Annotated in this window: 20 protein-coding genes and 1 pseudogene; 10 read left to right on the top strand and 11 right to left on the bottom strand. The window is 69.4% G+C overall.

Going from position 1 to position 26,738, the window contains the following annotated elements:
* Positions 1-2 precede the first annotated feature (2 nt).
* The 7 genes from recD to AB4Z09_RS02330 form a co-directional block, all read right to left on the bottom strand.
* The gene (recD, locus tag AB4Z09_RS02360) at positions 3-1,859 is read right to left on the bottom strand and encodes an exodeoxyribonuclease V subunit alpha (protein ID WP_442239091.1); all 1,857 of its coding nucleotides are present in this window, start codon (positions 1,857-1,859) and stop codon (positions 3-5) included.
* A complete protein-coding gene (locus tag AB4Z09_RS02355) occupies positions 1,856-5,188 on the bottom strand; it encodes a UvrD-helicase domain-containing protein (RefSeq protein WP_442239090.1) in 3,333 nt (1,110 codons plus the stop codon). Before AB4Z09_RS02355 ends, recD begins: the two co-directional genes overlap by 4 nt.
* On the bottom strand, positions 5,185-8,436 hold the full coding sequence (gene recC / locus AB4Z09_RS02350) for an exodeoxyribonuclease V subunit gamma (protein WP_442239089.1): 3,252 nt from the start codon (positions 8,434-8,436) through the stop codon (positions 5,185-5,187). The genes AB4Z09_RS02355 and recC overlap by 4 nt, the downstream gene beginning before the upstream one ends.
* Positions 8,437-8,727: 291 nt before the next feature.
* Positions 8,728-10,209, bottom strand: a complete 1,482-nt coding sequence (locus tag AB4Z09_RS02345; protein WP_442239088.1) for an Ig-like domain repeat protein — start codon at positions 10,207-10,209, stop codon at positions 8,728-8,730.
* A gap of 320 nt (positions 10,210-10,529) precedes the next feature.
* Positions 10,530-11,153, bottom strand: a complete 624-nt coding sequence (locus AB4Z09_RS02340) for a LutC/YkgG family protein (RefSeq protein ID WP_114722293.1) — start codon at positions 11,151-11,153, stop codon at positions 10,530-10,532.
* Complete coding sequence (locus AB4Z09_RS02335) at positions 11,153-12,664, bottom strand: LutB/LldF family L-lactate oxidation iron-sulfur protein (protein WP_114722294.1); 1,512 nt, start codon at positions 12,662-12,664, stop codon at positions 11,153-11,155. The genes AB4Z09_RS02340 and AB4Z09_RS02335 overlap by 1 nt, the downstream gene beginning before the upstream one ends.
* Positions 12,661-13,416, bottom strand: a complete 756-nt coding sequence (locus AB4Z09_RS02330; RefSeq protein WP_174909325.1) for a (Fe-S)-binding protein — start codon at positions 13,414-13,416, stop codon at positions 12,661-12,663. The genes AB4Z09_RS02335 and AB4Z09_RS02330 overlap by 4 nt, the downstream gene beginning before the upstream one ends.
* A 214-nt stretch (positions 13,417-13,630) precedes the next feature.
* Between AB4Z09_RS02330 and AB4Z09_RS02325 the strand changes: the two genes are divergently transcribed.
* Both AB4Z09_RS02325 and AB4Z09_RS02320 read left to right on the top strand, forming a co-directional pair.
* Positions 13,631-15,298 carry an L-lactate permease gene (locus AB4Z09_RS02325; RefSeq protein ID WP_442239087.1) on the top strand — a complete coding sequence of 556 codons (1,668 nt, stop codon included), beginning with the start codon at positions 13,631-13,633 and terminating at the stop codon, positions 15,296-15,298.
* Positions 15,299-15,357: 59 nt separating this feature from the next.
* Positions 15,358-16,089, top strand: a complete 732-nt coding sequence (locus AB4Z09_RS02320; protein ID WP_442239086.1) for a FadR/GntR family transcriptional regulator — start codon at positions 15,358-15,360, stop codon at positions 16,087-16,089.
* A 106-nt stretch (positions 16,090-16,195) separates the two neighbouring features.
* Here AB4Z09_RS02320 and AB4Z09_RS02315 read toward each other — a convergent pair whose 3' ends face one another.
* The 3 genes from AB4Z09_RS02315 to AB4Z09_RS02305 all read right to left on the bottom strand — a co-directional run bounded on the left by AB4Z09_RS02315 (position 16,196) and on the right by AB4Z09_RS02305 (position 18,830).
* The gene (locus AB4Z09_RS02315; RefSeq protein WP_442239085.1) at positions 16,196-16,996 is read right to left on the bottom strand and encodes a class I SAM-dependent methyltransferase; all 801 of its coding nucleotides are present in this window, start codon (positions 16,994-16,996) and stop codon (positions 16,196-16,198) included.
* 353 nt (positions 16,997-17,349) lie between these two features.
* Positions 17,350-17,859 carry an O-acetyl-ADP-ribose deacetylase gene (locus AB4Z09_RS02310; protein ID WP_442239084.1) on the bottom strand — a complete coding sequence of 170 codons (510 nt, stop codon included), beginning with the start codon at positions 17,857-17,859 and terminating at the stop codon, positions 17,350-17,352.
* Positions 17,856-18,830, bottom strand: a complete 975-nt coding sequence (locus tag AB4Z09_RS02305) for an ADP-ribosylglycohydrolase family protein (protein ID WP_442239083.1) — start codon at positions 18,828-18,830, stop codon at positions 17,856-17,858. The genes AB4Z09_RS02310 and AB4Z09_RS02305 overlap by 4 nt, the downstream gene beginning before the upstream one ends.
* 63 nt (positions 18,831-18,893) lie before the next feature.
* Between AB4Z09_RS02305 and AB4Z09_RS02300 the strand changes: the two genes are divergently transcribed.
* The 6 genes and pseudogenes from AB4Z09_RS02300 to AB4Z09_RS02275 form a co-directional block, all read left to right on the top strand.
* Positions 18,894-19,589, top strand: a complete 696-nt coding sequence (locus AB4Z09_RS02300) for an NUDIX hydrolase (protein WP_114722301.1) — start codon at positions 18,894-18,896, stop codon at positions 19,587-19,589.
* Positions 19,590-19,717: 128 nt separating this feature from the next.
* On the top strand, positions 19,718-21,145 hold the full coding sequence (locus AB4Z09_RS02295; protein ID WP_442239082.1) for a T3SS (YopN, CesT) and YbjN peptide-binding chaperone 1: 1,428 nt from the start codon (positions 19,718-19,720) through the stop codon (positions 21,143-21,145).
* Between the two features lie 159 nt (positions 21,146-21,304).
* Positions 21,305-21,700, top strand: coding sequence for a DUF7144 family membrane protein (locus AB4Z09_RS02290; RefSeq protein ID WP_114722303.1), 396 nt, complete (start codon positions 21,305-21,307; stop codon positions 21,698-21,700).
* A 36-nt stretch (positions 21,701-21,736) separates the two neighbouring features.
* Complete coding sequence (locus AB4Z09_RS02285) at positions 21,737-23,191, top strand: hypothetical protein (RefSeq protein WP_442239081.1); 1,455 nt, start codon at positions 21,737-21,739, stop codon at positions 23,189-23,191.
* A gap of 130 nt (positions 23,192-23,321) precedes the next feature.
* Positions 23,322-23,714, top strand: coding sequence for a DUF4240 domain-containing protein (locus AB4Z09_RS02280; RefSeq protein WP_442239080.1), 393 nt, complete (start codon positions 23,322-23,324; stop codon positions 23,712-23,714).
* Positions 23,715-23,772: 58 nt separating this feature from the next.
* A pseudogene (locus AB4Z09_RS02275) lies at positions 23,773-24,146 on the top strand (IS701 family transposase); the annotation flags it as partial.
* Positions 24,147-24,193: 47 nt separating this feature from the next.
* On the opposite strand, the gene AB4Z09_RS02270 reads toward AB4Z09_RS02275, so the two are convergent.
* Positions 24,194-24,967 carry a phosphatase PAP2 family protein gene (locus tag AB4Z09_RS02270; protein ID WP_442239079.1) on the bottom strand — a complete coding sequence of 258 codons (774 nt, stop codon included), beginning with the start codon at positions 24,965-24,967 and terminating at the stop codon, positions 24,194-24,196.
* Between the two features lie 384 nt (positions 24,968-25,351).
* Here AB4Z09_RS02270 and AB4Z09_RS02265 point away from each other — a divergent pair, with 384 nt between their 5' ends.
* On the top strand, positions 25,352-25,630 hold the full coding sequence (locus AB4Z09_RS02265; protein ID WP_114724309.1) for a GNAT family N-acetyltransferase: 279 nt from the start codon (positions 25,352-25,354) through the stop codon (positions 25,628-25,630).
* 108 nt (positions 25,631-25,738) lie between these two features.
* Positions 25,739-26,737, top strand: a complete 999-nt coding sequence (locus tag AB4Z09_RS02260; RefSeq protein ID WP_114724308.1) for an MBL fold metallo-hydrolase — start codon at positions 25,739-25,741, stop codon at positions 26,735-26,737.
* Position 26,738 lies beyond the last annotated feature (1 nt).

Here is a 26,738-nt window from a genome sequence, read left to right as displayed (position 1 = left end):
CCTCACCCCCGCCGCAGCCCGCTCGCCCGCAGGACCCGACGCTGCACGCCGGCGCGGACGGCGTCCTCGGTGCCCACGATCCGCACGTGCGTCCGGGCGCGGGTGATGGCGGTGTACAACAACTCTCGGGTCAGCAGCGACGACTCCTCCGCCGGCAGGATCACCGAGACGGTGTCGTACTGGCTGCCCTGGCTGCGGTGGATCGTCATCGCGTAGACCGTCTGCACCGACGCCAGATGGCTCAGGTGCAGCAGGTACGGCTCCTCGCCGCGCGCGAACGCCGCCACCAGTTCGCCGTCCTCACCGGTGACGACAACTCCGGTGTCGCCGTTGTAGATCCGGGTCTCGTGATCGTTCGCGGTCACCATCAGCGGCTGCCCGGCATACCAGCGTTCGGGGTCGAGCCGGCCGCCGATCGACTCCCCGACCCAGTCCATCGCGTTGCGCGCCCACCACGACGCGCCGAACGGGCCCTCCCGATGCGCGCACAGCAGCCGATGCTGCTCCGACGCCCGCAGCGCCGCCACCGCGTCACCGGCCTGGGCCGCGTCCGTCACCGCCGCCGACGTCGTCACCACGTCGGAGCGCAGCGCGGACAGCTCGTCGGGCGCCACGAACGACACGTCCGGCTCCCCGCTGCGCAGGATCTCGAGCACCCGGTCCTCGTCGCCGTCGCGCACCGCGACCGCCAGCTGCGCGATCGCGCCACCGAACCGTCGTCCCCGGCTGAGCCGAATCACGCCGCCGCGCAGTCGGTCCCGCTCGGACACACTCAACGCCGCCTCGGCGGGATCGTCCGACGCCGACAGGTCCGCGCCCACCACGCGCGCCAGCACCGGGTTCTCGACGCCGGTCACCGGGCGGGCCACCAGGTCGGCGAGCACGGCACCGGCATCAACAGAGGTCAACTGGTCCGGGTCGCCGACCAGCACCAGCCGCGCCTCGGGCCGCACGGCCTCGAGCAGTCGGCACATCATCGTCAGCGACACCATCGACGTCTCGTCCACCACGATCACGTCGTAGGGCAGGTGGTTGGTCTCGTTGTGCCGGAACCGGCTGGTCCCCCGCCGCCAACCGAGCATCCGGTGCAGCGTCATCGCCGACAGGTCGGCCCGCAGCCCCACCACCTCGGCCTGCTCGCGCACCGACTCCTGCAGCCGCGCCGCGGCCTTCCCAGTGGGGGCGGCCAGTCCGATCCGCAGGCCGGGCTGCTGGCGTTCGAGCAGCGCCAGCACCCGCGCGATGGTGTGTGTCTTGCCGGTGCCGGGCCCGCCGGCGATCACCGACGTCCGGTGCGTGGCGGCGACGGCGGCCGCGATCCGCTGCCGGTCCGGGGCGTCCGACGGCCGGGACGGATCCTGATGGTCCCGGAACAACTCGTCCAGCCCGGCGCGCAGCAGGTCCTCGTCCACCGCGGGGTGCCCGTGGGCGCGCTCGTCGAGGATGCGCCTCACGGTCTGTTCCTGCCGGAAGTACCGGTCCAGGTACAGCAGGCTGCCCTCGTCGGACTCCACGAGCCGCAGCGGGCGCAGCGGACCCGCGTCCCCGCCGATCACCAGCGGGCTCGACCGCAGTCCGTCCATCACGACGGTGTCGTCGGGCCACGGCAGCGCCGCCGGGTCCACCTCGAACCCCTCGTCGACCGTCACCTCCCGAATCCGGCTGAGGTCCAGACACACCGAACCCGATCGCACGGCCCGCACCGCGAGCGCGGTCGCCAGGTGCACGGGCTCGCTGGTCTCCCCGCCGAGCGTCGCGAGCCGCAGCGCGACATGCACGTCGGCCGCCTCGAGTACCCCGGCCTCGTTGAACTCGCGCAGCACACCCTTGCCGCGCTGCGCGACCCGCGCCTCGATCATGCGTCTCCCTCACGATCGGTGATGCCGGCCAACAGATCCGACAGCTCCACCACCAGCGCGGCCGGCGGATCCCAGTCGAACACCCCGGCACCGTCCGGGGTGTCGGGGCCGACCATGCCGCGCACGAACAGGTACTGCACGCCCCCGAGATGCGTCGCCGGGTCGTAGCCGGGCAGCCGCCACCGCAGATACCGGTGCAGCGCAACCGCATACAGCAACGCCTGCAGCGGATAGTGCGAACGCATCATCTCCCCCGCCATGGCGTCGCGGGTGAAGTCGGCGGTGGTCAGCTCGCCGGGCGCGATGCGGTTGGTCTTGTAGTCGACCACCACGAATCTGGGGCCGGAAACGCCGGCGAGACGCAGCACCGCGTCGATGCTGCCGGTGAGGTAGCCGCGCAGCGGGGTGGGCTCGAGTGTCGCGAGCCGGTCCGCGTACGGGGCCAGCACGTCGTCGGCGGGCAGGTGCGTGCGCAGCAGTCGGGCGATCCGATGCAGCGTCACGGCGATCGACGCGGGATCGTCGCCGCCCGCGAGCGGCAGCTCGAAGTCCAACTCCGGCAGCCGGTCCGTGGGCGCGACGTCGGCGAGGGTGCCGCCCCCGGCAAGCGGGGTGCGCAGCACCGGCAGCAGCGCCGCCGCCAGTGTCGCCGGATCCACCTGCGACATCCGGGCCGCGACGGCCTCGCGGCAGTGCCGCAGCAGCTCGGCCTCGAGGTCGTCGGCGGCGGTGTCGACGTGTTCGAGGATCTCGTGGACCAGGGTGCCGAACACCGCGCCGTACGGCATCTCGTTCATGGTCGACGCGAGCCCGGGCGCGGGCGCCGGGGCGATCAGCGCGGGCTCGGCCGGCTCGTCGTCGGTCTCGGGTTCCTCGGCCTCGCTGCCGACGCCGGGATACTCGTGCGCGGACGCGGTGAGCGCCGAGTACGACGTCCGCCGCCATCCGGCGTCGAGCACCCGATCGAACACCGCAGCCGCCAGCTCGCCGGTCTCCTCCTGCGGCGGCGTCCACGACACCTCCGGGACCGGGTCGGCGCCGACGGCCTCCACCTCGATCGTCACCGGCGCGGCCTCCGCCCAGCTCGTGAGCTGCTGCGCCACAACGGGATCCTCCGGCACCCCCACCTTCTGCGGGACGTCGCCCTCACCCGGTTCGCGCCCGAACAGCATCCGGTGCAGCGGTGCCTCGTTGGTCGAGTAGGCCGGCGCCCACCACAGCACCAGCTGGCACTGGGCCCGGGTGAGCGCGACGTACAGCAGCCGCAGGTCCTCGCCCGCCGCCTCGGCGTCGCGGCGGCGTCGGCGCTCCCCGTAGCCGGGGCTGCCCTCGCCGCCGATGTCGAGGATCCGCCGGCCCTCGTCGTCGTGCAGCAGCAGCCGGTTGGGGTCGGCGAACCGTCCGGTGCTCCACCCGAACGGCACGTACACGATGGGATACTCGAGCCCCTTGCTGGCGTGGACGGTCGCGATCTGCACGGCCGCCGCGTCGCTGTCCAGGCGTCGGCTGCGGTCGCCGCCACCGGACTTGGGGTCCTTGATCCGGTCGACCAGCCAGCCGGTGAGCGCGGCCAGGCCGAGCGATTCGTCGACCGCGACGGCGCCGAGCAGCTGCCCGATGTGCCGCAGGTCCGTCAGGGTGCGCTCCCCCGACGTGATCGTCAGCAACCGGGCCTCGAGACCGGAGTCGGCGGCCAGCCGCTCGAACAGCGCCGCGAACCCGGACTGCGCGAACACCGCCGACAGCTCCCGCAGCTGCCCGCCGACGCGCGCGACCAGTTCGTCGCTGCGCGTGTCGATCTCCTCGGCGGTCCAGCCGAGCAGCGGCGTGAGCGCGGCGAGCCGCACCCGATCGGGTCGGTGCGGCTGCTCGAGCGCCTGCAGCACCTGCAGCCAATGCTGCGCGGCGGGCGTCTCGAACACGCTGGTGCCACCGGCGAGCACCGACGGCACCCCGGCCCGGTCGAGGGCCTCGCGGACCAGCGCGATCTGTGCGTTGGTGCCCGCGAGGATCGCGATGTCCCCCGGTTCGACGGGACGCGCCGCGCCGTTCAGTTCGAGGGTGGCGTCGCTGTCGAGCAGCCGCGCGATGTCGGCGGCCACGTCGGCGGCGACGCGCGTGCGCAGCGCGCCGACCGCCGGGTAGCCCGAGTTGTTGAGCCGTCCGGCCCCGGCCCGCGACAGATACCGCAGACGCAGCGGCGGGGCACCGTGCAGCCGGGAACCCGTCTTCGCCGCCGAGACCGGGTGCACGACGATGTCACGGTGCCCGAGGGCCGCTCCGCCGTGCAGATGCCCCAGCGCGGCAACGAGTTCCGCGTCGCTACGCCAGTTGGTGGTGAGCTCCTGGCGGCTACCGGCGGCCCCGACGGCGTCGAGGTAGCTGAGCACCTCGGCGCCGCGGAACGCGTAGATGGCCTGCTTCGGATCACCGACGAGAACCAGCGTGGAGTGCCCGTGGAACGCGGACCGCAGAATCCCCCACTGCTGCGGATCAGTGTCCTGGAACTCGTCGACCAGCACCACGCGGTAACGCTCGCGCACCCGCCGGCACGCCGCAGCCCCGTGCTCGGGATCGGTGAGCACCCCGTGCAGCAGTGCGGGCAGGTCGTCGAAGTCGCGGATACCCGCCAACCGCTTGCGTCGCTGCGCCTCGCTCCGGACGGCGGTGGCGAACGCGACGGCGTCCCCGGCGCGGCCACCATCGACACCCTCGGGGGCCAGCGTCGATTGTGGGTCGAACATCGCGGCCCGGGCGGCGGCGCGAGCCTCCGTCGGCCGTAGCGTCGGCGAGTCCGACCGCGCGAAGCGCTGCAGGAAGAGGTCGGCGATCACCTCGGAGACGAGGTCCTCGGCCTCCTCCACCAGCACCGCGTCCGGATCCCGCTCCCCGGCGATGCCGAGTCCGTCGAGCATCCGCTGGCAGAAGCTGTGGGTGGTGACGATGGTGCCGGCGTCGAAGTCCGACAGCGCCTGCAGCAGCCGTCGGCGACGCAACGCCACTTCGGCGTCGTCGACGCTCGCCAGGTGCGCGACCAGCGGGTCGCTACTGCCGCGGGCCGCGGTAGCGTCCGCCAATCCCGCTGCGGCGGAGGCGAACCGCTCCCGGGTCCGCTCACGGAGTTCCTTCGTGGCCGCGCGGCTGAACGTGACCAGCAGCAGCTGCGACAGGTCGATGCCCTCCTCGGCGACGAACCGGGCGGCGAGCCCCACGATCGCGTAGGTCTTGCCGGTGCCGGCGCTGGCCTCGAGCACGGTGGTGCCGGCGGGCAGCGGCGCGAAGAGGTCGAACGCGGTGTCCGTCACCGTCGGGACGATTCCAGCGGTCACGGCTCTCCCAGGGTTTCGGCCGCGAGCAGCGGGCCCCACAGCACGGCGGCCTCAGTGCCGAAGCAGGTCGGTTCGTACGCCCCGGGCGGCGCGGGCTGTTCGGTGAGCACCGACAGGCTCGCGCCGGATCCGTGCACGAACTGGACGTGACGGTCCTTGCCGTCTCCGAAGTCGCCACCCCACGCGCGTTCGGCCGCGACCAGCGCCAGTTCGATCGACCGACCCCGGAACCGCTGGTCGGCGTAGGCCGCCGACGCGCCCAGCGTCACGGGCAGCGGTGAGACCAGGCCCCGGTCGCGCATCGCAACCAGCCGCGCCAGGATCTGCGCCGGGTCCTCGGGCGCCGCGAGCGACGAACGCATGACGGGGGTGCGGCCGCTGCCGCGGCCGGTGGTCACGGCGGTGAGGCTCTCGGCCCGTCCCGTCGACGCGACCGCCAACAGCCGTACCCACGCGCCGATCCGGTGCTTGGGCGCCAACCGGGAGAACGTGGTGCGCGCGAGCACGTCGCCGTGCAGCCCGTCGACGGTGCCGACGAGCCGACGTCCGCCGAGGTCGACGTCGATGTCGACGGCCTCCGATCGCCCGGTGTGGACCGGCCCGGCGGACCGGGCGAGGGAATCGACCGTCCACTCGATCTCCGACAGCGCGGTGTCGCCGAGCTTCGCGGGCGGCAGGGTGCCGCGCCGCCACTCCGCGGCCCGGAACGCCGCGGGGTCGATGCCCGCCAGGCGTGCGGCGAGCATGCGCTCACCGATCCCCCACCGCGCCAACGGATCCAGTTCGAGGTCGAGGGCGTCGGCGACGTCCTCGTCGAGATCCGGCACCCGGAATCCGAGTCGCTGGCGCAGGAAGCCCTGGATCGGGTTCTCCAGGAACGAGATCAGCTCGGCGAGGTTCACATCGCCCGGTTCGAGCGGCGTCAACGGCTCCGGCAGGAAGTCCGGCAGCGGCAGCGGCGGCTGCTGCGCGGCCCGGGCACCGGCGAGCGCGGCGCGGTCGAAACTCCGCGGTCGATCCGGATCGAAGTTGCGGGGATCGAACGGCTGCAGGGGATGTCGCGTGACGGCGTCCGATCCCGTCATCGCCTCGAGCACGTCCCGCAGCTCGCTCAGCGGCACCGCCGGCGGGCGCGGGGTGCCGTTGACCGGGTCGGCACCGGTGTAGAACAGCAGCAGACGCCCGGTCGCGGACATGATCGCGTCGAGCAGCAGCTGCCGGTCCTCGCTGCGCGGATCCCGCTCCCCGAGCAGCGGATCGCGGGCGAGCACGTCGTCGCCGTCGATGTTGGTGCCGCGCGGGAACACGTCGTCGTCGAGCCCGAGCAGCACCACGACGCGGTGCGGCACGGACCGCATCGGCACCATCGTGCAGACGGTGAGCTCGCCGGTGCGGAAGTTTGCCCGGGTGGGTCGGCCGGCGAGGCGGGAGCGCAGCATCGCGCGGACGTCGGCGAGCCGCAGCTGCGCCTCACCGCCGTGCTCGACGGCGGCGGCCAGCTCCCGCCGGGCCTGCCCCAGCTGCCAGGCGTCCGCCTCCGGCACGTCGACCAGCAGGTCCAGCGCCCGGCCCAGCGCCGCCGACCACTGCTCCCCGGACTGCGGGCCGGTGAGCCCGCGCAGCGCGACGTCGAGGCGGTCGACGTACTCGGCAAGCCGTCCGGTGAGGCCGATGTCGTTGCTCTCGACGTCGTCGAGAGGCAGTGCGAGCGAGAGCCATTCGTCGTCGATGTCGTCGGCCGCGGCGCCGAGCAGGATGCGGTCGAGCGCCGCCCTGAGGGTGTTCTGCTCGAAGTCGGCCAGCCCGAAGGTTCCGCGTTCACGACGGCCGATGCCCCAGCGGGCACCCGCCGAGGTGGTCCACTCGCGCATCCGCTCGAGGTTGTCGTCGTCGAACATGAACCGCCGGCGCACCGGCGCGGTCGCGGCGAGGTCGAGGACCTGGCTGACGGTGACCCGGGAGTCGGCGAGGTCCAGCAGCGTGGCGACGACACCGAGGACCGGGTTGGTCTGGTGCAGCGCCCGGTCCGCGAGCCGCACCCGCAGCCGGTGCCCGGGATGGCTGAGCTGCCCCTGCACGCCCTGCCCGAACGCGGCCCGCACCAGCGGCGCGTAGGTCTCGACGTCGGGGCACATGACGAGCACGTCGCGGGGCTCGAGCGTCGGGTCGTTCCGAAACAGGTGCAGCAGGCGCTCACGCAGCGCCTCGACCTGGCGGGCGGGCCCGTGGCAGGCGTGGATCTCGACGGTGTCGTCGTGCGTCCACGCGGACGGCACGCGGTCGGCCGCGATGTCGGACTGGAGCCGGCCGAGCAGCGTCGGGGGCCGCGGCGGTCCGGGGTGGTGGACGTCGACCATATCGGTGGCGCCGAGCCGGGACTGCAGCTCACGCACGTCACGGGCGAGGCTGCCGAGCAGGGGATGCGCCACCTCGAGCGCGCGGTGGTCGTCCACGCGGCGCCGCGGCGGATCGGTGTCGGCCATCCCACCCCACATCTCGAGACTGGGATGCGGAGTCCACAGGTGCACATCGCGATTCGCGCCGATCGCGGAGAGCACCGCGATCTGGTCCGTGCCGAGCCGGGTGGGACCGAACAGGGACAGACGCTCGGGCAGGTCCAGCAGCCCGGGTTCGGTGCGCAGCCGCGCGCACGCGTGGTCGAGTCGCTCGGCCGGGCTGGGGCTGCCGATGCGCTCGCGCAGTCGACGCCACAACTGCGGCTGCCACAACAGGTCGTCGTCCAAGGCGCCGGTGCCGTCGGTGTCGCGGCCGGCAGCCCAGTCGACGAGCATCGCGGGACGCTGCGCGCCGTAGGAGCGGAACAACTCGGCCAGTTGCGCGGCCGTGCCGTAGCGGCGCCCCGCACGATGATCATCACTGCCGTGGCCGAGGTGCCGCGCGAGCACCGAGCACCAGGATTCGTCCACGCAGTCGTCGATGACGGCCAGCAGCGTCCACAGCATCCGCGAGGGATGCCACGGGTCGCTGTCGATGTCGTAGCCGGTGGCCGCGGCCAGCGCCCCGTCCACCAATCGCGTCGGGGACGGGAAGTCGATGTTGGCGGCGATCCCGTCGCCGTCGACCGCGCCGAGGACGCGGGACAGCCGCTGTGTGAGCCACCGCTCGACGCCCTTCGCGGGCACCGCGACCACCTCGCGCTGGAACGGATCCGAGAGGGGCCTGACCAGCACATCGGCGAGCGCGGACGCGAGTGTTCCAGCGCTCTCCGCGCGGTGCAGCGTCAGCAAATTCCGTACCCCCTCGGCGTCCCCGCACCGTGTCGTCGGGCAATTCCAGGGCCTAGGAGTATCACATGCTCCGGACAACTCAGCCTATCCGGAGGGCCGTTGGTCCGAGCCGCCAGCACACCTCGGTGCACGACAGAGTTTTGTACAAACCAGACCCTGCGGAATCGACAGGCCTCAGGTCTTCCCGGTTCCCGGCAGAACATTCTCGGCACCAGGTCGAGCGGGGTCTGTTCCCGGGCCGCTGTCGGCCGGGAACAGACCCCGTCGTTGTCGGTGGCTACGCGCTACTTGCTAGTTGCCGGATCCGATACCGCCGAGCGAGCCGAGGCTGCCGGTTCCGGGGTCTCCGGGGCCTCCGGGGTCGCCGCCGGGCGCAACGATCACGGACACCTGATCGGAGGAGGCGTTGACGGTGCCCTGGCCCGAGTACTCGGCGGTGACGGTCCGCTGGCCGGCGGTAGCCGGGGTCCACGCGGTCGTGGCAGTCCCGTCGGATCCGACCTGGCCGGTGCCGATGACGGTGCCGCCATCCTTGAAGGTGACGGTACCGCCGGCGTTGGCGGGGCTGACCTTCGCCGTCAAGGTCGTGGCCGTGCCGACGGCGACGCTGCCGATCGGGTTGAGAGTGGTGGTCGAGTCGGTGGTGGAGACGGGTGCCTCGGCGACGTTGACCTGCACGGTGGTGCCCGATCCGGTGACGCCGTCACGGCCGGAGAAGGTGGCGGTGAGGGTGTGGCTGCCGGCCACCGTGGGCACCCACTGGTAGGTGACCTTCCCGTCGTTGCCGACCGGCAAGGTCGCCAATGTCGTGGTGCCGTCGCGGAGTTCGACGGTGCCACCTGCCGCGGTGGGGCTGACCGTGGCGGTGACGGTGGAGGCGCGGCCGACCTGGGCGCCGGTCACCGGCGCAAGCGCGATCGTCGAGGTGACGTTCTGCTCGGCGACCTGCACGGTGACCGTCCCCGACTGGGACGCGGTGGAGAACGCGGTATCGAGGAAGCCCGCGGAGAGTGCGTGGCTGCCCCGCAGCGTGGGCGTCCAGGCGAGGGTCGCGGTTCCGCCGGCATCGATGGCGGCCTGGCCGATTACGGTTGCGCCGTCGCGGAATTCGACGGTGTCACCCGCCGCGCCGCCGGTGACGGTGGCGGCCAGCGTGCTCGGCACGCCGACGCGGGCGCCGGCGACGGGGTCGAGGGTGGTCGTGGTGGCGGTCTTGGCCATCGTGATCGACGGGCCCTTGGTGCCGTAGTTCCCGCTGCCGAGCGATCCGCCGTAGTCCATGCCGGTGGCCAGGGCGGTATCACGGGCGCAGTTCTGGCCGACCTTGTAGCTGACGCTGAAGACGGGGTTCCGGAAGAAACCGGGGCGATTCTGAACCACCCAGTCGGTGACGCCCCAGGAAGCGCGGACGTAGCCGGTCCCGTTGCCCTCGTCGGCGACGACCTCGGGATTGGAGACAGGGTATTCGCTCTGGCCGATCATCTTGGCCGAGCCCGGGACGTAGGCCAGGCAGGACGGGTGCCGGTCCTTGACGTTGTAGATGAACTCGTCGACCCAACTGGTCCGGTCGAACTTCGTCGTCACGGTGATCGTGTCGCCGACCGCGGGGGCGGTGTTGCTGACGGTGCGGGTGAAACGGGAGCTTCCGTCGTCCCAGGTGATCGTCCCGGGGGCTGCGCCGGCGACACCTGCGCCGAGGAGGGCGAATGCACCAGCCGTCAGTGTCGTTGCCGCGCCGACGGCGATGCCACGCGTCATCGCTCGTGATGTCATGTGTTTCCTTTGCTCGCTGGTGTCGCGACCGCCGACATCGAGGTCGCAGCGTTGGTTGAGTGGCCCTGCGCTGGGTGTCGGAGCGGTTGGGGCGGCGATACGACAGACTGCGGATCGGGCCACACAGATCTCCGTTCGATCAAGCACATTCCCGCAGCATGTGACTGCAGGAGCCCAGCGAAAGCGGTGCCCGTGCGCGATACGAATCACGCACGGGCACCTTTATACAGACAATCGTCCAGTTGCCGTGGGGCTTTCGCGGACCGGATTGCCGAGAACGAGAGAATCCGCAGGTCCGCCGTACAAACGCTGAGAACTGCTCAGCCCACGATCACCACGTGCAGGTTCCGGGGCCCGTGGACGCCCTCGACGCGTTCGAGTTCGATGTCCGAGGTCGCCGACGGCCCGCTGATCATGGTGGTGGGCCGCTCGGGCACCAGACGCGCCATGGCCTCGGGCACACCCACCTCGATGCTGTCGACGGTCACGACGCACACGTGCAGGTCGGGCACCAGGGTCAGTGCGCGACGGCCCTGATCCGGGCGGGCGTCGAGGAAGATGGTGCCGGTCTCGGCGCAGGACACGGCGGACGCGGTGACGACGCCGTCCAGGTCGGACAGCTCCGGTGCCGGAATGTCCGCGGAGTCGACGACGATCTCGCCGCCGAACTGCGACAGCCACGAATCATCCAGTCCGGCAGGCACACCGACACGGCGCGCTCCGACATCACCGAGCACCCGTGCGAGCACCTCGGGCAGCTCGGCCACCGAGCTGCGGTGCACCACGGCCTTGTAGTCGACCAGCCGGTCCACCAGCAGCTCGACGCGTTCGGCGTCGGGCATCGTGCGTCCGGTCCGGTAGGTGCGCGGAATCTCCTGCGGGACCGGTGGGGCGAGCGTCAGCGCGTCCCGGATCCGGCCCATGATCACGTCACGCGAACTCATCACTGACCGTCCTTTCGTGCATCCGCGATCGCGGCGCGGCCCTCGGCCGAATCCCACCACTGCCGGAACGTCTGCTTCGGCGGAGCAGGAATGTCCCGGGCGGCGGTCCACCCGCTCAGTGGCGGCGGCAACGTCGAGATCTTGCCCTTCTTACCCGCCATCACCCGACCCAGGCCGGCCGCCTTCTGCGCCAACGTGAATCGCTTGGCCGACGACATCACCACGGACGCCGCCTTCATCGCAGCCGCCTCGGCACCGAACCGCGACTGCTCCACCTTCTGGTGCCGTAGTTCCACGAGCAGCGACGGGATGTCGATCTTGACGGGGCAGGCGTCGAAGCACGCGCCGCACAGGCTCGACGCGAACGGCAGCGTCGAATTGGGGTCGTCCTTGCCGTCCATGCCCGCGAGCTGCGGGGTGAGGACCGCGCCGATGGGGCCCGGATAGGTGGAGCCGTAGGCGTGACCGCCGGTGCGCTCGTAGACCGGGCACACGTTCAGACACGCCGAGCAGCGGATGCAGTTGAGGGCCTGCCGGCCGATGCTGTCGGCGAGGGCGGCGGTGCGGCCGTTGTCGAGCAGCACCAGGTGGAAGTCCTGCGGGCCGTCACCGGGCGTGACGCCGGTCCACATCGAGGTGTACGGATTCATCCGCTCACCGGTCGACGACCGCGGCAGCAGCTGCAGGAACACCTCGAGGTCCCGGTACGTGGGGACCACCTTCTCGATGCCCATCACGGTGATCAGGGTCTGCGGCAGCGTGAGGCACATGCGCCCGTTGCCCTCGGACTCGACGACACCGAGCGTGCCGGTCTCGGCGACACCGAAGTTGGCGCCCGAGATCGCGACCGGCACGGTCATGAACTTGTGCCGCAGGAACTTCCGCGCCGCGGCAGCGAGGTGCCTGGGGTCGTCGTCGAGTGCGGGGTCGACGTCGGCCATCTCGCGCAGGAAGATCTCCCGGATCTCCGCGCGGTTGCGGTGGATCGCCGGGACGAGGATGTGCGACGGCTTGTCGTGGCCGAGCTGGACGATCAGCTCGGCCAGGTCGGTCTCGTACGCGTGGATGCCGTTCGCCTCGAGGTGCTCGTTGAGCTCGATCTCCTGCGTGGCCATCGACTTGACCTTGATGACCTCGTCGGAGCCGGTCTCCCGGACCAGACGGGTGACGATCTCGTTGGCCTCGTTCGCGTCGGCCGCCCAGTGCACGGTCCCGCCGCGCGCGGTGACCGCCGCCTCGAGCTGCACGAGCAGCTCGGGCAGCCGATTCATCACGTCGGTCTTGATCGCGGACCCGGCGTCGCGCAGGTCCTCCCAGTCGGGCAGCTCGCCGGTCACGTTCAGCCGCTTGGCGCGAATGGTGTGGGTGGCCTTGCCGATGTTGCTGCGCAGCTGCGTGTTGGCCAGCTCGTGGTGCGCGGCCGCCGGGAACTTCTCGGTGCCGCGCAGGAACCCGACACCCTTGGGCGCGCGGGGCGGGAACGCCGGCAGTCCGAGCGCAACGCCGCTCATGCGGACACCTCCACATCGGACTCGACGGAGGCGAGGATCTCGGCCAGATGCACCGTCCGGGCACCCATCTGCAACCGGGACATCCCGCCACCGATGTGCATCAGACAGGACGAGTCGCTGGCGCAACAGAATTCGGCACCGGTGTCGCCGATGTTGCGGATCTTGTCGGCGAGCATCGCCGTCGACGTCTCGGCGTTCTTGATCGCGAAGGTGCCACCGAACCCGCAGCAGGAGTCGGCCTCGGGCAGCTCCACGAGGTCGATCTCGCGGACCGCCCGCAGCAGCTGCAACGGCTTGTCGCCGACACCGAGCATGCGCAGCGAGTGGCAGGTCGGGTGGTAGGTGACCCGATGCGGGTAGTACGCGCCGACGTCGGTGACGCCCAGGACGTCGACCAACAGCTCGGACAGCTCGTAGGTCTTGGCCTTGACCGTGTCGACCCGTCCGCACAGCCCCGCGCTCCCGTAGCGGGAGGCCACGATCTCATGCTGGTGGCGCACCGAGCCGACGCAGGAACCGGACGGCGCGACGACCGCGTCGATCGAGGTGTCGCCGAACGTGTCGGCGTAGTTCTCCACGAGCGGCAGCGCGTCGGGCTGGTAGCCCGTGTTGACGTGCATCTGCCCGCAGCAGGTCTGTGCTGGCGGGAACACGACTTCGTGCCCCAGCCGAGTCAGCAGGAGGGCGGTCGCTCGGGGGGCATTCGGGAACATCGTGTCCCCCATGCACGTGGCGAAAATCGCGATTCGCATGCGGATCTCCGGAATCGTCCGACGGTGTGGTCTGACCACAGTAACGCATGGTCAACGGCCCGACACACACGAGCGGGAGTTCTGCACCAAGTTTCGTCCAGACCTCGAATGTGATCGGGGTCATCGTGTACGGTCCCTGTGGTCTGACCACACAGCGGTCATATCCGGCCTGTCCCCGAGTCGCCGTCACCCCGGCGCGAACCAGGAGTTACATGTGGAAACCGAGCTTCTCGCGGTGACCTTCACCCCCGCGACCGACGCCGTCGGCGGCAGCCTCACCGCCTCGGCGCTGGTCGGCCTCGTCCCGCTGGCCACCTTCTTCGTGCTGTTGGCCGGTTTCAAACTCAAGGCCTGGTACGCCGGGCTCGGCGCGCTCGCGGTCGCGGCTCTGGTCGCGGTCATCGGCTTCGACATGCCGGCGTCGCTGACCGGACTGTCCGCCCTACAGGGCATCGCCTTCGGCCTGTTCCCGGTGATGTGGATCGTCGTCACCGCGATCTGGTTCTACGAACTGACCGTCGTCAGCGGCCGGTTCGAGGATCTTCGCCGGGTGTTCAACTCGATCGGCCGCGGCGACATGCGCGTGCAGGCCATGCTGATCGCCTTCTGCTTCGGCGGCATGCTCGAGGCGCTCGCCGGATTCGGCGCTCCCGTCGCGATCACCGGCGCGATGCTGATCGCGCTCGGCATGCCCCCGATCCGGGCCGCCGTCACCGTGCTGGTCGCCAACACCGCACCGGTTGCCTTCGGCGCCATGGCGATTCCGATCACCACCGCCGGCAACCTCACCGACATCCCGGCCACCGAGATCGCCGCCGTGGTCGGACGCCAGACCCCGCTCCTCGCGCTGTTCGTGCCGCTGCTGCTGCTGTTCCTGGTCGACGGCCGCCGCGGCATGAAGCAGGCCTGGCCGATCGCGCTCGTCACCGGCGCCGTGTTCGCCCTGTCCCAGTTCTGGTGCTCGAGCCACTTCTCGTACGAGCTCACCGATGTCGTCGCCGCGCTCGCCGGACTCGCCGCCGCGGTGATCATGCTGCAGTTCTGGGCCCCGAAGACCCCCGAGGATCAGCGCTCGCACGTCGAGGCCGAGCGCCTCGGCCCGTCGCGCGTGTTCCTGTCCCTGTTCCCGTACCTGCTCGTGGTCGTCGTGTTCGGCATCGCGAAGCTGTGGACCCTCGGCTTCGATGTGCCCGCCTGGCTGGCCCGCACCGACCGGAAGGTGGAGTGGCCCGGTCTGTACGGCAACCTGCTCACCGGCAGCGGCGATCCCGCGTCCAGCGCGATCTTCAACTTCTCGTGGCTGTCGAACCCCGGCACTCTCCTGCTGATCTGCGGCATCATCGTCACGATCGTCTACGCGATCTGGACGAACGACGGACGCTTCAGGCTCACCGCCCGCGACTCGGTCACGACGTTCGGCGTGACCGTGGTGAAGATGCGCCTGCCGATTGCGACCGTCGCGACGGTCCTGGGCCTGAGCTACGTGATGAACCAGTCGGGTCAGACCGTCGCGATCGGTACGTGGCTCGCCGCGACCGGATCGATCTTCGCGTTCTTCTCCCCGATCCTCGGCTGGCTCGGCACCGCCGTCACCGGATCCGACACGTCGGCGAACGCACTGTTCGCGAAGCTGCAGCAGACCGCCGGACAGACCGCCGGCATCGATCCGACACTGCTGGTGGCCGCCAACACGTCCGGCGGCGTGGTCGGCAAGCTGGTGAGCCCGCAGAACCTGACGATCGCGGCGACCGCGGTGGGTCAGGCCGGCAGCGAGCCGATCCTGCTCCGCAAGGTCATCGGCTACAGCCTCGGCATGCTCGCCATCCTGTGTGTTCTGGTGTACCTGCAGTCCACGCCGGTGCTCAACTGGATGCTGCCATGATCATCGGCGGCACACCGGGCACTCGAACGACCCGGGCACTGCGCCTAGGCTGACCTGTCATGTCCTCCGAGTTCTCGTCCCCCGACCTGCCGAGCGCGGCGCACCCGCGCGCGTGGGAGCACGTGCTCAGCAAGGTCGAGAAGATGATGGTCTCGGGAGAACTCCTACCCGGCCAGCGTCTCCCGGGAGAACGCACCCTCGCCGCCGATCTCGGCGTCGGGCGGTCGTCCGTCCGGGAGGCGCTGCGCGTGATGGAGGCGCTCGGTCTGCTCAAGGCGCAGACCGGGTCCGGCCCGACGGCCGGCGCCATGATCGTCGCCCGTCCGACGGGCGGCATGACGATGCTGATGCGGATGCAGGTGGCGGCGCACGGATTTCCCGTCTCCGACGTCGTGCAGACCCGTCTCGTGCTCGAGTCGGAGGTGATGCGCGCGCTCGCGCAGAAAGCATCGGCGGATCTGACGGCGGCGGTCGAACTGCTCGACTCGATGGACGAGCCGACGCTGACTGCCGACGAATTCCTCGTCCTCGACGCCCAGTTCCACGTGGCGATGGCCGACGCCGCCGGCAATCAGGTGATCGCCGCGATGATGGCCGGACTCCGCGCGTCGATCGAGTCGTACGTCGTCGGCGGCGTCGACATCGCCGCCTGGCCCACAACGTGCACCCGACTGCGGCACGAGCACCGCGGACTGGTCGAGGCGGTGACCGCCGGCGACGCCCCGCTCGCGGAACGACGCATCGTCGACCACATCCGCGGCTACTACGAGGGCGTGCGGGGCGGCGACTGACTGCACCGCCGCCCCCCACTGCCGCAGTTCGTCTTCCGGAGCGTCGGCGACGGTGGTGGGCTGTCTCGCGATGCCCAGTGCCGACGCAGCCCGGATGCGCTGATGGTCAGCCCCGCTGCCCCCACACCGACATCATTCCCGTCGCAAGATCAACGAAGGTCGGGTCGTCGAGCAGCGCCATGGCTGCGTCGAACTCGTCGTTGTCGAGGTGGCCCGCAGAAACGATCACTTCACGCAGCTGACCGCAGCTCAGCCGAAAGAACTCTGCCGTCGGGCTGCCGCCACTGACCGGCGGCACGTGCGCATCGATACCGATGTTCACGATCCCGTGCTCGGCGAGTACTGCCGGGTAGCTGCGTGCGCAGTTCATATCCGTGCCCATCGTCCGATAGAGGGCGTCAACGAACCCAGCCATCAGCCTGCTGTAAAGGTCGTTCGGAGAGGTGGCACTGAACGGGTCGATGCCTTCGCTCAACAGGATCCAGCCGCCCGGCGCCAACCACGACACCGCACGACCGATGACCTCTTCCCGATCGGAGAGGTGCTGGAGGACCAACCGTGCATGGATCACATCGAAACTTCCGGGCGGGAACTCCGCCGTGGTGATATCCGCCTCCACCACCTCGAGGTTCTCGCGGGCATTCGGATCCAGAAGAGCAATACTGCGATCGAGAGCAATGACGTGTCCCGAAGCGGCACGGTCGGCGAGAGACGCGGCAACCGTTCCGGTACCCGCGCCGATATCCAAACACCGCGAGTCCGGCCGAATGGGCAGCGTGTCGAGCCGCGCGAACGAGATCTCATCGAGTGAACGGGTGAGCGCGTCCAGGCGATCACGCTCGTCACTGCGCTCATGAGCGAAAACCTCGTCGCCGTACCGACCGTTGAGCGTGCTCGTATCCACCATAGGAACCCCGACCTCCATCACCCGACAGCCAGCGGGCGCACATGCGCGAATTTGACGAACCGACGATAAGGCGCCACGTCGATCAAACGGACGTTGACACGCCGCGCCCTGTTCGATCGGCGAGAACAGAAGCAGTGCAGTAGGATCCGCCGATCCAAGCCGGGTGTTCGAAGGCATCAGCTGCCGCTCCAGGGCCGGTATTGCGGGGCGTGACGTGCCAGCGGAATTCGGTCCGTGGCAGACGATCCGAAAGCGGCACCGCCGCTACGACAATCTCGCGCAAGTGCCGAGCCGGCGCGCCCCCTCGGCGGTCCGCGGATGGCACAGACATCTCGCCGATCAGGAAACTCGCTCTAGCCGACCGCGCGACGCATCGTCGCCGCCATCGCGGGATCGTAGGCGACGAGCGTGACGACGCCGACGTTCGTGCGGGTCGCCCGGATCGACGACACCGCCTGGTGCACCGCGTCGTCCGTGGGCCAGCCGAAGGCGCCCGCCGAGATCAGCGGGAACGCGACGGTTGCCACGCCGAGGTCGTCCGCGACCGCGAGACTGCTCCGATAACACGACCGCAGTAACGCGGTGCGGTCCTCGTGGCGCGAGTAGCGCGGGCCGACGGTGTGGATCACCCACGTCGCGGCCAGGTTGCCCGCGGTGGTCGCGACGGCCGCCCCCTCCGCCAACCCGCCCGGCAGCGTCGTCGCACGCAACTTCCGGCACGCCGCGAGGATGGCGGGTCCGCCGCGGCGGTGGATCGCACCGTCGACTCCCCCACCACCGAGCAGCGACGAGTTCGCGGCGTTGACGATCGCGTCCGCCCGCATCGTGGTGATGTCGCCCTCGGCGATGTCGATGACTGTCATGCGTTCTCCCCGTTAAGAGTAGTGGCGGTTACCGTGCGCCCCGACGCGATCCGCACGCCGATGCGGGCGAGGTCCTCGCCGCGGTAACCCGGCCAGCCGTGCAGCATCCGCCGCCACCGGTCCGGCACCGCCGACGCACCCCACCGCGCGCCGAGCAGGCCACCGGCGATGGCGGCGGTGGTGTCGGTGTCGTGTCCGGCGCGCACGGCCTGCTCGAGCGCCCGCGGCAGATGCTCGGGACCGGACGGGCCGGTGGTGGTGATCGCCCACCACGCGGTGAGCAGGGCGTCGACGACCCAGCCGTTGTTCGGGAAGTCCGCCGGACCGCCGCGTTCGGCCGTGTCGAGCAGCGGCGCCCAGTACTCACGCGTCGGCCGCGGCGCACCGTCGAGGTAGCCACGGACACCGTCGAAGGTCCCGTGCAGCACGGCATGCCGGATCGCGTACGTCCACATCTCGCACGCCTCGACCGCACGGGTGTCGTGGTGGGTGAGCAATCCGATCGCGCGCGCCGCCCGCACACACCCGTCGACGTCGTCGAGGTAGGCCAGCGCCACCGGCGCGGTCCGCATCAGCGAGCCGTTGCCGCCCTTACGGCCCGGCACCGCCCACGCCACCTCGGCCATCTCGGACGCCGACACCGGCCGCCGGGACAGCACCGCGGACGTCTGGTTCCCGATGTCCGCCGGATCGGAGTCGAACCACCGGACGAACTGCGCAGCAACGGCATCCAGCCCGGGACCACTGCCGATGTCGAGACCCGAGGCCGCGACCTCCGCGATCACGAGCGTCATCGAGGTGTCGTCGGTCCACTCGCCGGGTGCGAACGCGCCGATCCCCCCACCGATCATGTCGATCACCGTTCCCGTTCCGGGAGTGGTGAATTCGTATCCCGCACCGAGTGCGTCGCCGGCCGCGGTCGCGAGCAGCACGCCCGCCGCGCGGTCGGCCGTCCGTTCGTTCAGCTCCACCCGAACCCCCTTTAGATCGTTTCTGCGCTAAACATTAGATCATCACTGCGCTAATCTGCAAGGGTGACGAAACGAGCAGCGAAGACGACGTGGTCCGACACGGCCGGCAAGGCCCTCACCGACTATCCCCGTCCGTCCGTCGCCGTCGACGTCGCGGTGCTCACCGTCGACGCCGGGGAACTGAACGTCCTGGTGGTCGAGGGCCCGCGCGGACTCGCCCTCCCCGGTTCGTTCCTGCGCCCGGCAGAGCGGTTGTCCGACGCCGCCGAGCGCGCGCTGCAGACCAAAGCGGGTCTCACCGGCACCGACTTCCATCAGCTCGCAATGTTCGACGCCCCCGATCGCGACGACCGCGGATGGGTGCTGTCGATGGCGCACGGCGCTGCCCTCCCGCTGGGCCGACTTCCGCACGCCGCGAGACTCGTTCGCATCGAGGGCCGCGTGGTCACCGAACCACTCGCGTTCGACCACACAGAAATGGTGTCGCACGCGATCGACGATCTGCGCACCCGCTACGCGCACCGCGTCGACCCGTCCGGACTGCTGCCCGAGGTGTTCACCGTCCTCGAACTGAGGCGCCTGTACGAGGCGATCCACGGGCACGCACTGCCGAAGGACTCGTTCCGGCGGACGGTCATCGACTCGCTCGAGACGACCGGGCGGATGTCGAGCAGCGGGACCGGCCGGCCCGCGGAGCTCTTCCGACGCCGCCCCGGATCCGAGCTGCCCGCCGGCGCCGCGGCACTGCTCGCGAACTGACGAACACGCGCCGGACCGGCCGTTCCCGAACTTGTCGGAGGTCCGCGCTACCTTGATGACAGCACGACACGGAGGGCCCCGCGGGGCGCCTCCCGAGTGACGCTCCATCCCGAAGGACAGGGGGGCTGATGTTCGATTTCGACAGCTTCGACCACGCGATCGACCGGTCCTGGACGCGATTCCAGAGTCGACTCGCCGACCATCTCTCCGCGATGCGGAACGACGACATCCTGATTCTCGACTGGATCGAGGAGACCACGGTGGACGGATTCACACCGTGGGTGCAGTTCCTGGTGTGGGACGACGAGTACGTGCGGAGCGAGGTGTCGTCCAACGCGTATCTCGCGCCGCGACACGTGCTGTCGCCGGAGTCCGAGGACCGCCTGTGCGCGCTGGGATGGGGGCGGCCCACCCGCCTGCCGGACGAGGAACCCGACGAGGGATCGCCCGCGTTCTTCGTCGACAAGGAACAGCGCTGGGCCGACCAGCTCGCCGCGATGACCGTCACCACGCTGCGAGAGGTCTGGAGCGTCCCCCACCCGAGTTTTCTGAACCCCGAGATCATCGGCACGCTCGAGGGCACCGATCTCCTCGGCGCCGATACCCCGGACGCGCCCGACGGAGCGCGGCCGGCATCGTCGACGCTCGACGAGACCGCCGCGGTGGCACCCCGCGACCCGTCCGAACTCCGGGAACTGATCTCGCGCACGGTCGATCAGGCGCTGGGCTTCGTGCCGCAGCTCGACGATGACGGCGACGTCGTCCTCACCCTCGGCGGTCAGCCCGTCTTCGTCATCGCCCACCCGGACAAGCCCCTCGTGCGACTGTGGATTCCGCTGCTGCACGCGGTCGCGGGACGCACGCGGGCGGCCGAGAACATCTGCGACCTCACCAAACAATGGCCCGATATCCGGTTCACCCTCGACGAGGATCGGCTGAACGCGTCGATCGACATCTCCGGCAACCCCTTCGTTCCGCGTCATCTCGTCGACGCGATCGACGTGATCGGGAAGTTCCTGCCCACCGTCGACGCACGGTTCGCTGCCCGATTCGACGGGTCGCGGTTCGCGGACGACGACTCGGGTGTCGAGTCCCCCGACGCCAAGAACCCGGATCCCATCGATTCCGTGGACACCGACGACGACCTGCCGGCGGCGCTGTTGACGCTGCTCCATCTCGATCCACACGGCGCCGGTGTCCTCAGCGCGGAGGAGGTCGCGGAGGTGTGCGGTCACGACCGCGACGCGCTCCTCGACTATCTGCGAACCACGTCGGAGCAGGAGATCAGCTGGCGCGAGTCCGCGGAACAGGCCCGTGCCGAGGGTGATTCGGAGGAGGCCGACGTGTGCGACCACGAGGCGAGGGCGTGGGCGCAGACCCACGAGGCGCTGCGATCGGCGCTGCGCGTCGTCGCGCTACCCGATCCCGGTCGACCGATACCGCACGCAATCAAGCCGCGTCAGATGGAACTGTTCGGCAACCCCACCGAACCGACGCTGTTCGACGAAGCGACCGCGATCGAACCGCCGGATCACCGCGCGACAGGTCTTGAATGACCATCTCGCGGGCGCGGATCACGACCATGGAGCGCCCGTTCTGTCCGCATGGTGAGCCCCGAGGAAAAGGGGGAGATGAAATCGGTGCCGTGATGCGTCCGCTCGGAGGAGAATAAGTCGCACCAGGCCGGTTTCACCCTCCAGTGAAGGGACGAGGTCATGTCCGACGATGTGGTCAAGCAGGGTGTAGCAAAAGGGACGTCGATGGGGGCGGCAGTCCTGCTGGTCACCATCGGTGTGCTCGAGTTCCTCCAAGGGATCTCCGCGGTGGCGAAGGACGAGGTGTTCGTCGTCGGACTCGAGTACGTCTACAAGTTCAACGTCACTACCTGGGGATGGATCCATCTCGTGCTCGGCGTGATCATCGCGCTGGTCGGCGCCGTCCTCTTCACCGGTGCGACCTGGGCTCGGGTCGCCGCGATGGTGATCTGCTCGCTGTCGATTCTCGTCAACTTCATGTGGTTGCCCTACTACCCACTGTGGGCCATCCTGCTCGTCGCGCTCAACACAGTCGTGATCTGGGCGGTGGCCACCTGGAACCCCCGGGAGGCCTGACTCGCACGACGACCGCCCGTATCGGATTGGAGCGTGATGGACGAGGGCACGAACGACCGCCCCCTCGACAGCGACGAGCGTTCGGAACTACTCCGGTTACGCTCCGAGGTCGCGACTTTGCGTGCTCGGGAATCCGGCAGCGCCGGCGCTGCCGGTGCGGCGCCGCGGACTCCGCATCACTGGCTGCGTTGGACGGCGGTCACGATCCTGCTGGTCCTGGTCGCCCTCCTCGCCATCGTGTCGGTGACCTCCCGATTCACCCGCAGTCAGATCCTCGATACCGATCGCTACGTCACCACCGTCGCACCGCTGGCCGAGGACCCTGCCGTCCAATCGGAGATCACCAATCAGGTCACCGACGAGATCTTCTCGCGGGTCGACATCGAGGCACTCACCGCCGACGCCCTGAACGCGCTGGTCGATGTCTCGAACCTGAACGAGAAGGCACCCCGCGTCGATCAGGCAGTCGTCGGCCTGGCGCCGGTGATCGCGGGACAGGCGAAGAGCTTCGTCCACGAGACCGTGCTGTCCTTCGTCGAATCCCAACAGTTCCAGGACCTCTGGATCCAGGCGAACCGAACCGCGCACAACGCTCTCGTCGCGGTCGTGACCGGAAACTACGGCCCCAGCTCCGTGGAGGTCGACCAGAGCGGCACCGTCAGCATCTCCTTGGCGACGATCATCGACAACGTGCGCACCGAACTGACGGATCGCGGATTCTCCTTCGCCGAGAACATCCCGACGGTGGACAAGCAGTTCGTGCTGTTCCAATCCCCCGACCTGGTCAAGGCCCAGCGCGCGGTCAACGCGCTCGACAAGGCCTCGGCGATACTTCCGTGGCTGGGGATCGCCTGCGCCGCTGCCGCGGTCGGCATCGCGCCCCGCGGCCGACGGCTGCACACCCTGTCCCTCGCGGGTCTGGCCGTCGCCGTCGGAATGTTCGTTCTGGCAGTGGGAATCCTCGTCGGACGCGCGTTCTACCTCGACGCGGTTCCGGCAGACGTGCTGTCCCCGGACGCGGCGACCGCCGTCATCGACACCGTCGCCGTGCCACTGCGGACGAGTCTGCGTGCCGTCGCGGTGGTGGGCCTGGTTATCGCGCTCGGCGCGTACCTGATCGGTGGCTCGTCCTCGGCCATGGCCATACGCCGCGGATACGGGAAGTCGCTCGACCTCGTGCGACACCCTCGCACCGACCGGACCCCCACCAACGTGGAACGGTGGGCAGGTCAGGCACGAGTGCCATTGCGGTGCTTCATCATCGGGGTTGCCGCCCTGCTGTTGGTGTTCTGGCGGTACCCGACCGGACTGGTCGTGTTCTGGATCGTCGTCATTGCCCTGGTCGCGCTTCTCGCACTGGAAATCCTCATCCGGCCGACCCGCACTCCACAGGTGGAGGACGCCGCCGGCGCCCCAGAGGGCCCGGAGGAGGCGGAGGACACCGCGGACACGGAGAAGCCAGAGGAGCCGGAAGGGTCGACATCCCGTTAGGGCGTCTCTGACAAGGCATGGTCTCCAAGCGTGTGCTGGGATGAAGTGATCGCGCGCGGTTGCGGTCGGGCCGGCCTCATCGCCGATGGGATGCCGGTAGGTCTGCTCGTCTGCAAGATTGGGAGAGGCTTTGGCTGACGATGTTCGTCACGACGAGGGTCCGGACGTCGACTGGTTCTGGGACGTTGTAGAGGAGTCCGCGAGGAGCCGTGAACGCCTTCGCGAAATTCTTGGACGACTGCCGAAGGACGCCGTCTACAAGTTCCAAGATCTGTTCTTGGACTTCGCCGCCGAGCTACAGGACGAGCCATATCGGTCCTATCTGGGGCCCAATGAGTCCGAGGATGGCCTGGAAGATGCAGCGCAGTGGGTCGTCAGCCAGGGGCGGGTGAGGTACGAAGCGGTTCTCACAGAGCCGAGCCGGATGCCGGCACACATCGACGTCGGTGATCCAGCCAATCTTGGCGGGCTCGCTTACGAGGTCTACTACGACCGGTTCGGGGAGCCCCTGGACCTGATCTAGTACTGCAACGACTACTACAACGACAGTTTGTGACGACTGTTGTGGTATTTGATTCTCTGTGCAGTCAGAGGTGCTTAAGTGGTCGACACGGCTTCACCGCGTTCTATGCGCGGTTCGGCCACCGGTTTTCGCAGGCGGAGTCGCGGCGCCGGATGGGCGTTTACGTGCACGGGTTACTCGCCGAGGTCGAACGCAAGAACGGATGGACACTGGCCGAGACGGCCGGTGATGCGGGCCCGGAGGGCATGCAGCGGCTGCTGAACTTCTACTCCCGGGACTGCGACAGGATGCGTGATGACGTGCAGGGTGCTTCTCGCCTACGCTTCCGACCGGGGTCGGGCGCTGATCGATCGGGAGTGGTGCCGGGCCGCCAGAATCAGTGACGAGGTGGATTTTGCCACAAAACCCGAACTGGCGCAGACGATGATCGACGCCGAGCCACACAGTGATTGCCGACCTGCCAGCGACCGACCGGCACATCACCTTGTCGATGGCCGCGGCAGCCTCCCCGACGACCCACGAGTGCGTGAAGTGCGCGGGGAGTGCGGCGTGTACAGGGACCGCCGGTGAGGAATACGCGCGCCTCCCACTGCGGACGGACCCGCCGGGTCCAGTGACTGTGTTTTCGGGGCCGCAAGCGCCTGGAGAGTCAGCCACAGCACGACCGCTGACAACCAGGCGGCCACGCTGAACACCAACGGCCGAGCCCAGGAATCCTCGCGCGACGCGGCGAGCAGTGCGGCGAGGGCCGCAGGCAGCAGCGTCGGAAGTGCAGCGGGTGCGAAGATCGGCCGCAGCGATCGAGGTGCCGATCGACGGGCGAGGACGACGATCGACAATGCGCATGTGCCGGTGAGAAGAGTGGCGCCGACGACGTCGATGGGGCGATGCCAGTACAACGCCTGGACGGCTCCGGCCACGGTGGAGACCCAGACAGCTCCGAGTGCTGCCACCCAACTCTGGGCCCAGGCGGGTGCCACCAGGTACGCCCCGATGGCCAGAGCAACGGTGATGGTCACGTGACCGCTGGGGAAACTGACCTCGGTCAATCCTGAACCGGCACCGACGAGGTCGGGCCGTGGTAGCACTTCCTTCACGAGCTGGGTCGTGACCGATGCCGCCCCGACGATCACGATAGCGACGGCACCGTCGAGCCATCGCTTCTGCAGCGCTGCCCCCAACACGATGAGGAAGGCGCCGACGACCAGGGTCGCCGAATCCGCAATCAGAGGCGGCGGGCCGACCGTGTCCATGATCGCCCAGATCCTGGCGTCGTCGGCGTATCCGACGATCAGAGAGTTCTCAGCCCGCTGGCCGAAGGCAGTGCGCGCTCCTACCACATACAACAAGCCACAGGCGGCGAGCATCGTGAGGGCAACTCCGACCGGCGGCGGCGAAGGAAGAGAACGGTTCCCACTTATGGGAGGTCTTCTGCTCACGTGGTCAGCTCCTGCATGCGTGCTTCGATCGAACATGACTTGTTCGCGGCCGCCTCGAGATTCTCCCCTATGAAGTCGGCACCCACTTCTCGCGGTCCTGTCGAGGCTCACTCACGGGGATGACCCGGAATACTTCCCCTCGATCCGGCGCTGCACCCGGGTAACGTGCGATCGTAAGCAAACGAAAGGAGCCCGGCCGTGGCGAACAGGATCGAGCACAACGCGGGAGAGAACCGCTTCGAGATCTACGTCGACGACGCCCTCGCCGGCTATGCCGACTACATCGAGACGAACGGCGTCCGCGACTTCGGACATACCGTTACCAACCCGGACTTCCGCGGCCAGGGCCTGGCCGGCCAGGTGGTCAAGGCCGCCCTCGACACCTCCCGCGAACAGGGCTTCAAGATCGTGCCGTCGTGCTCGTACGTCGAGAAGTACGTCGCGTCGCACCCCGAGTACGCAGACCTGGTCGCATAGCCGCCATTTTCCGCTAAGTGGGACCGGTCACGCCGCCCCGAAACCCGAAGAGTAACTATGAAGGCATAGGTAGAGCGGGTTCTTCATCTAGCCAACGAGGTTGCGCAAATGTCAGGTGCTTCTGCCATCGGTGATGGCATCTTCCAGATTTCTGTTCCCATGTCCCACAATCCGCTGGGCAGCACCCTCGTCTACGCGATGGAGTCGCCGGGCGGGGTGATCCTCGTCGACGCCGGCTGGGACGGCGACGAGGGCTGGGAGGGATTGACGTCGGGCCTCGAGTCGATCGGGCATTCGGTGTCCGAGGTCGAGGGCGTCGTGCTCACGCACTTCCACCCCGACCACACGGGCCTGTGCGGCCGGGTGCGTGAGGCGTCGGGCGCGTGGATCGCGATGCACGAGGCCGACCACGACATGTTCGAGAAGATGTCGTCGGGCCGCAACGAGGAGTGGATGGACTTCCAGCTGTCCAACCTCGAGCGCGCCGGCGCGTCGTTGACCGACCGGGAGGCGTTCGAGAAGGCAGCGCAGGGCGATCCCCCGGTGGGTCCGGAATCGGCACCCGACCGCGTCCTGGTCGACGACGAGCTGATCGGACTGAGCGGACGGAACCTGCGGGCGGTGTTCACTCCGGGTCACACCCCCGGCCACGTGTGCTTCTACCTCGAGGATGCCGACGTCATGTTCACCGGCGACCACGTGCTGCAGAAGACCACCCCGCACATCGGCAACTTCGTGTACCCGCTCGAGGAGCGTGACGCGCTCGCCGAGTTCATGGAGTCGCTGCGCCGCGTGCAGAAGATGGACGTCACCCGCGGGCTCGGCGCGCACGGTCTTCCGATCGTCGATGTGGCGGGCCGTGCCGGTGAGTTGATCGATCACCACGAGGAACGCCTCGACCACCTGTACGAGGCGTTCGGCACCGACGAGATCACCGTGTGGCAGGTGGCCGAGCGGATGAAGTGGTACCGGCCGTGGGAGAAGTTCCACCCGATGGCCAAGGGGATGGCGCTGTCCGAGGCCGCCGCGCACCTGCGCCACCTGGTGGCGCGCGGGCAGGTCTCGCAGGTGCCGAACACCGAGCCGGCGCGGTTCGCCCGGAACTGAG

Origin of the sequence: Rhodococcus sp. TAF43 (assembly GCF_052113525.1) — a bacterium.
Lineage (GTDB): Bacteria > Actinomycetota > Actinomycetes > Mycobacteriales > Mycobacteriaceae > Prescottella.
Note: the sequence above shows the minus strand (reverse complement) of the source record. Positions and strands in the feature narration are given on the sequence as shown.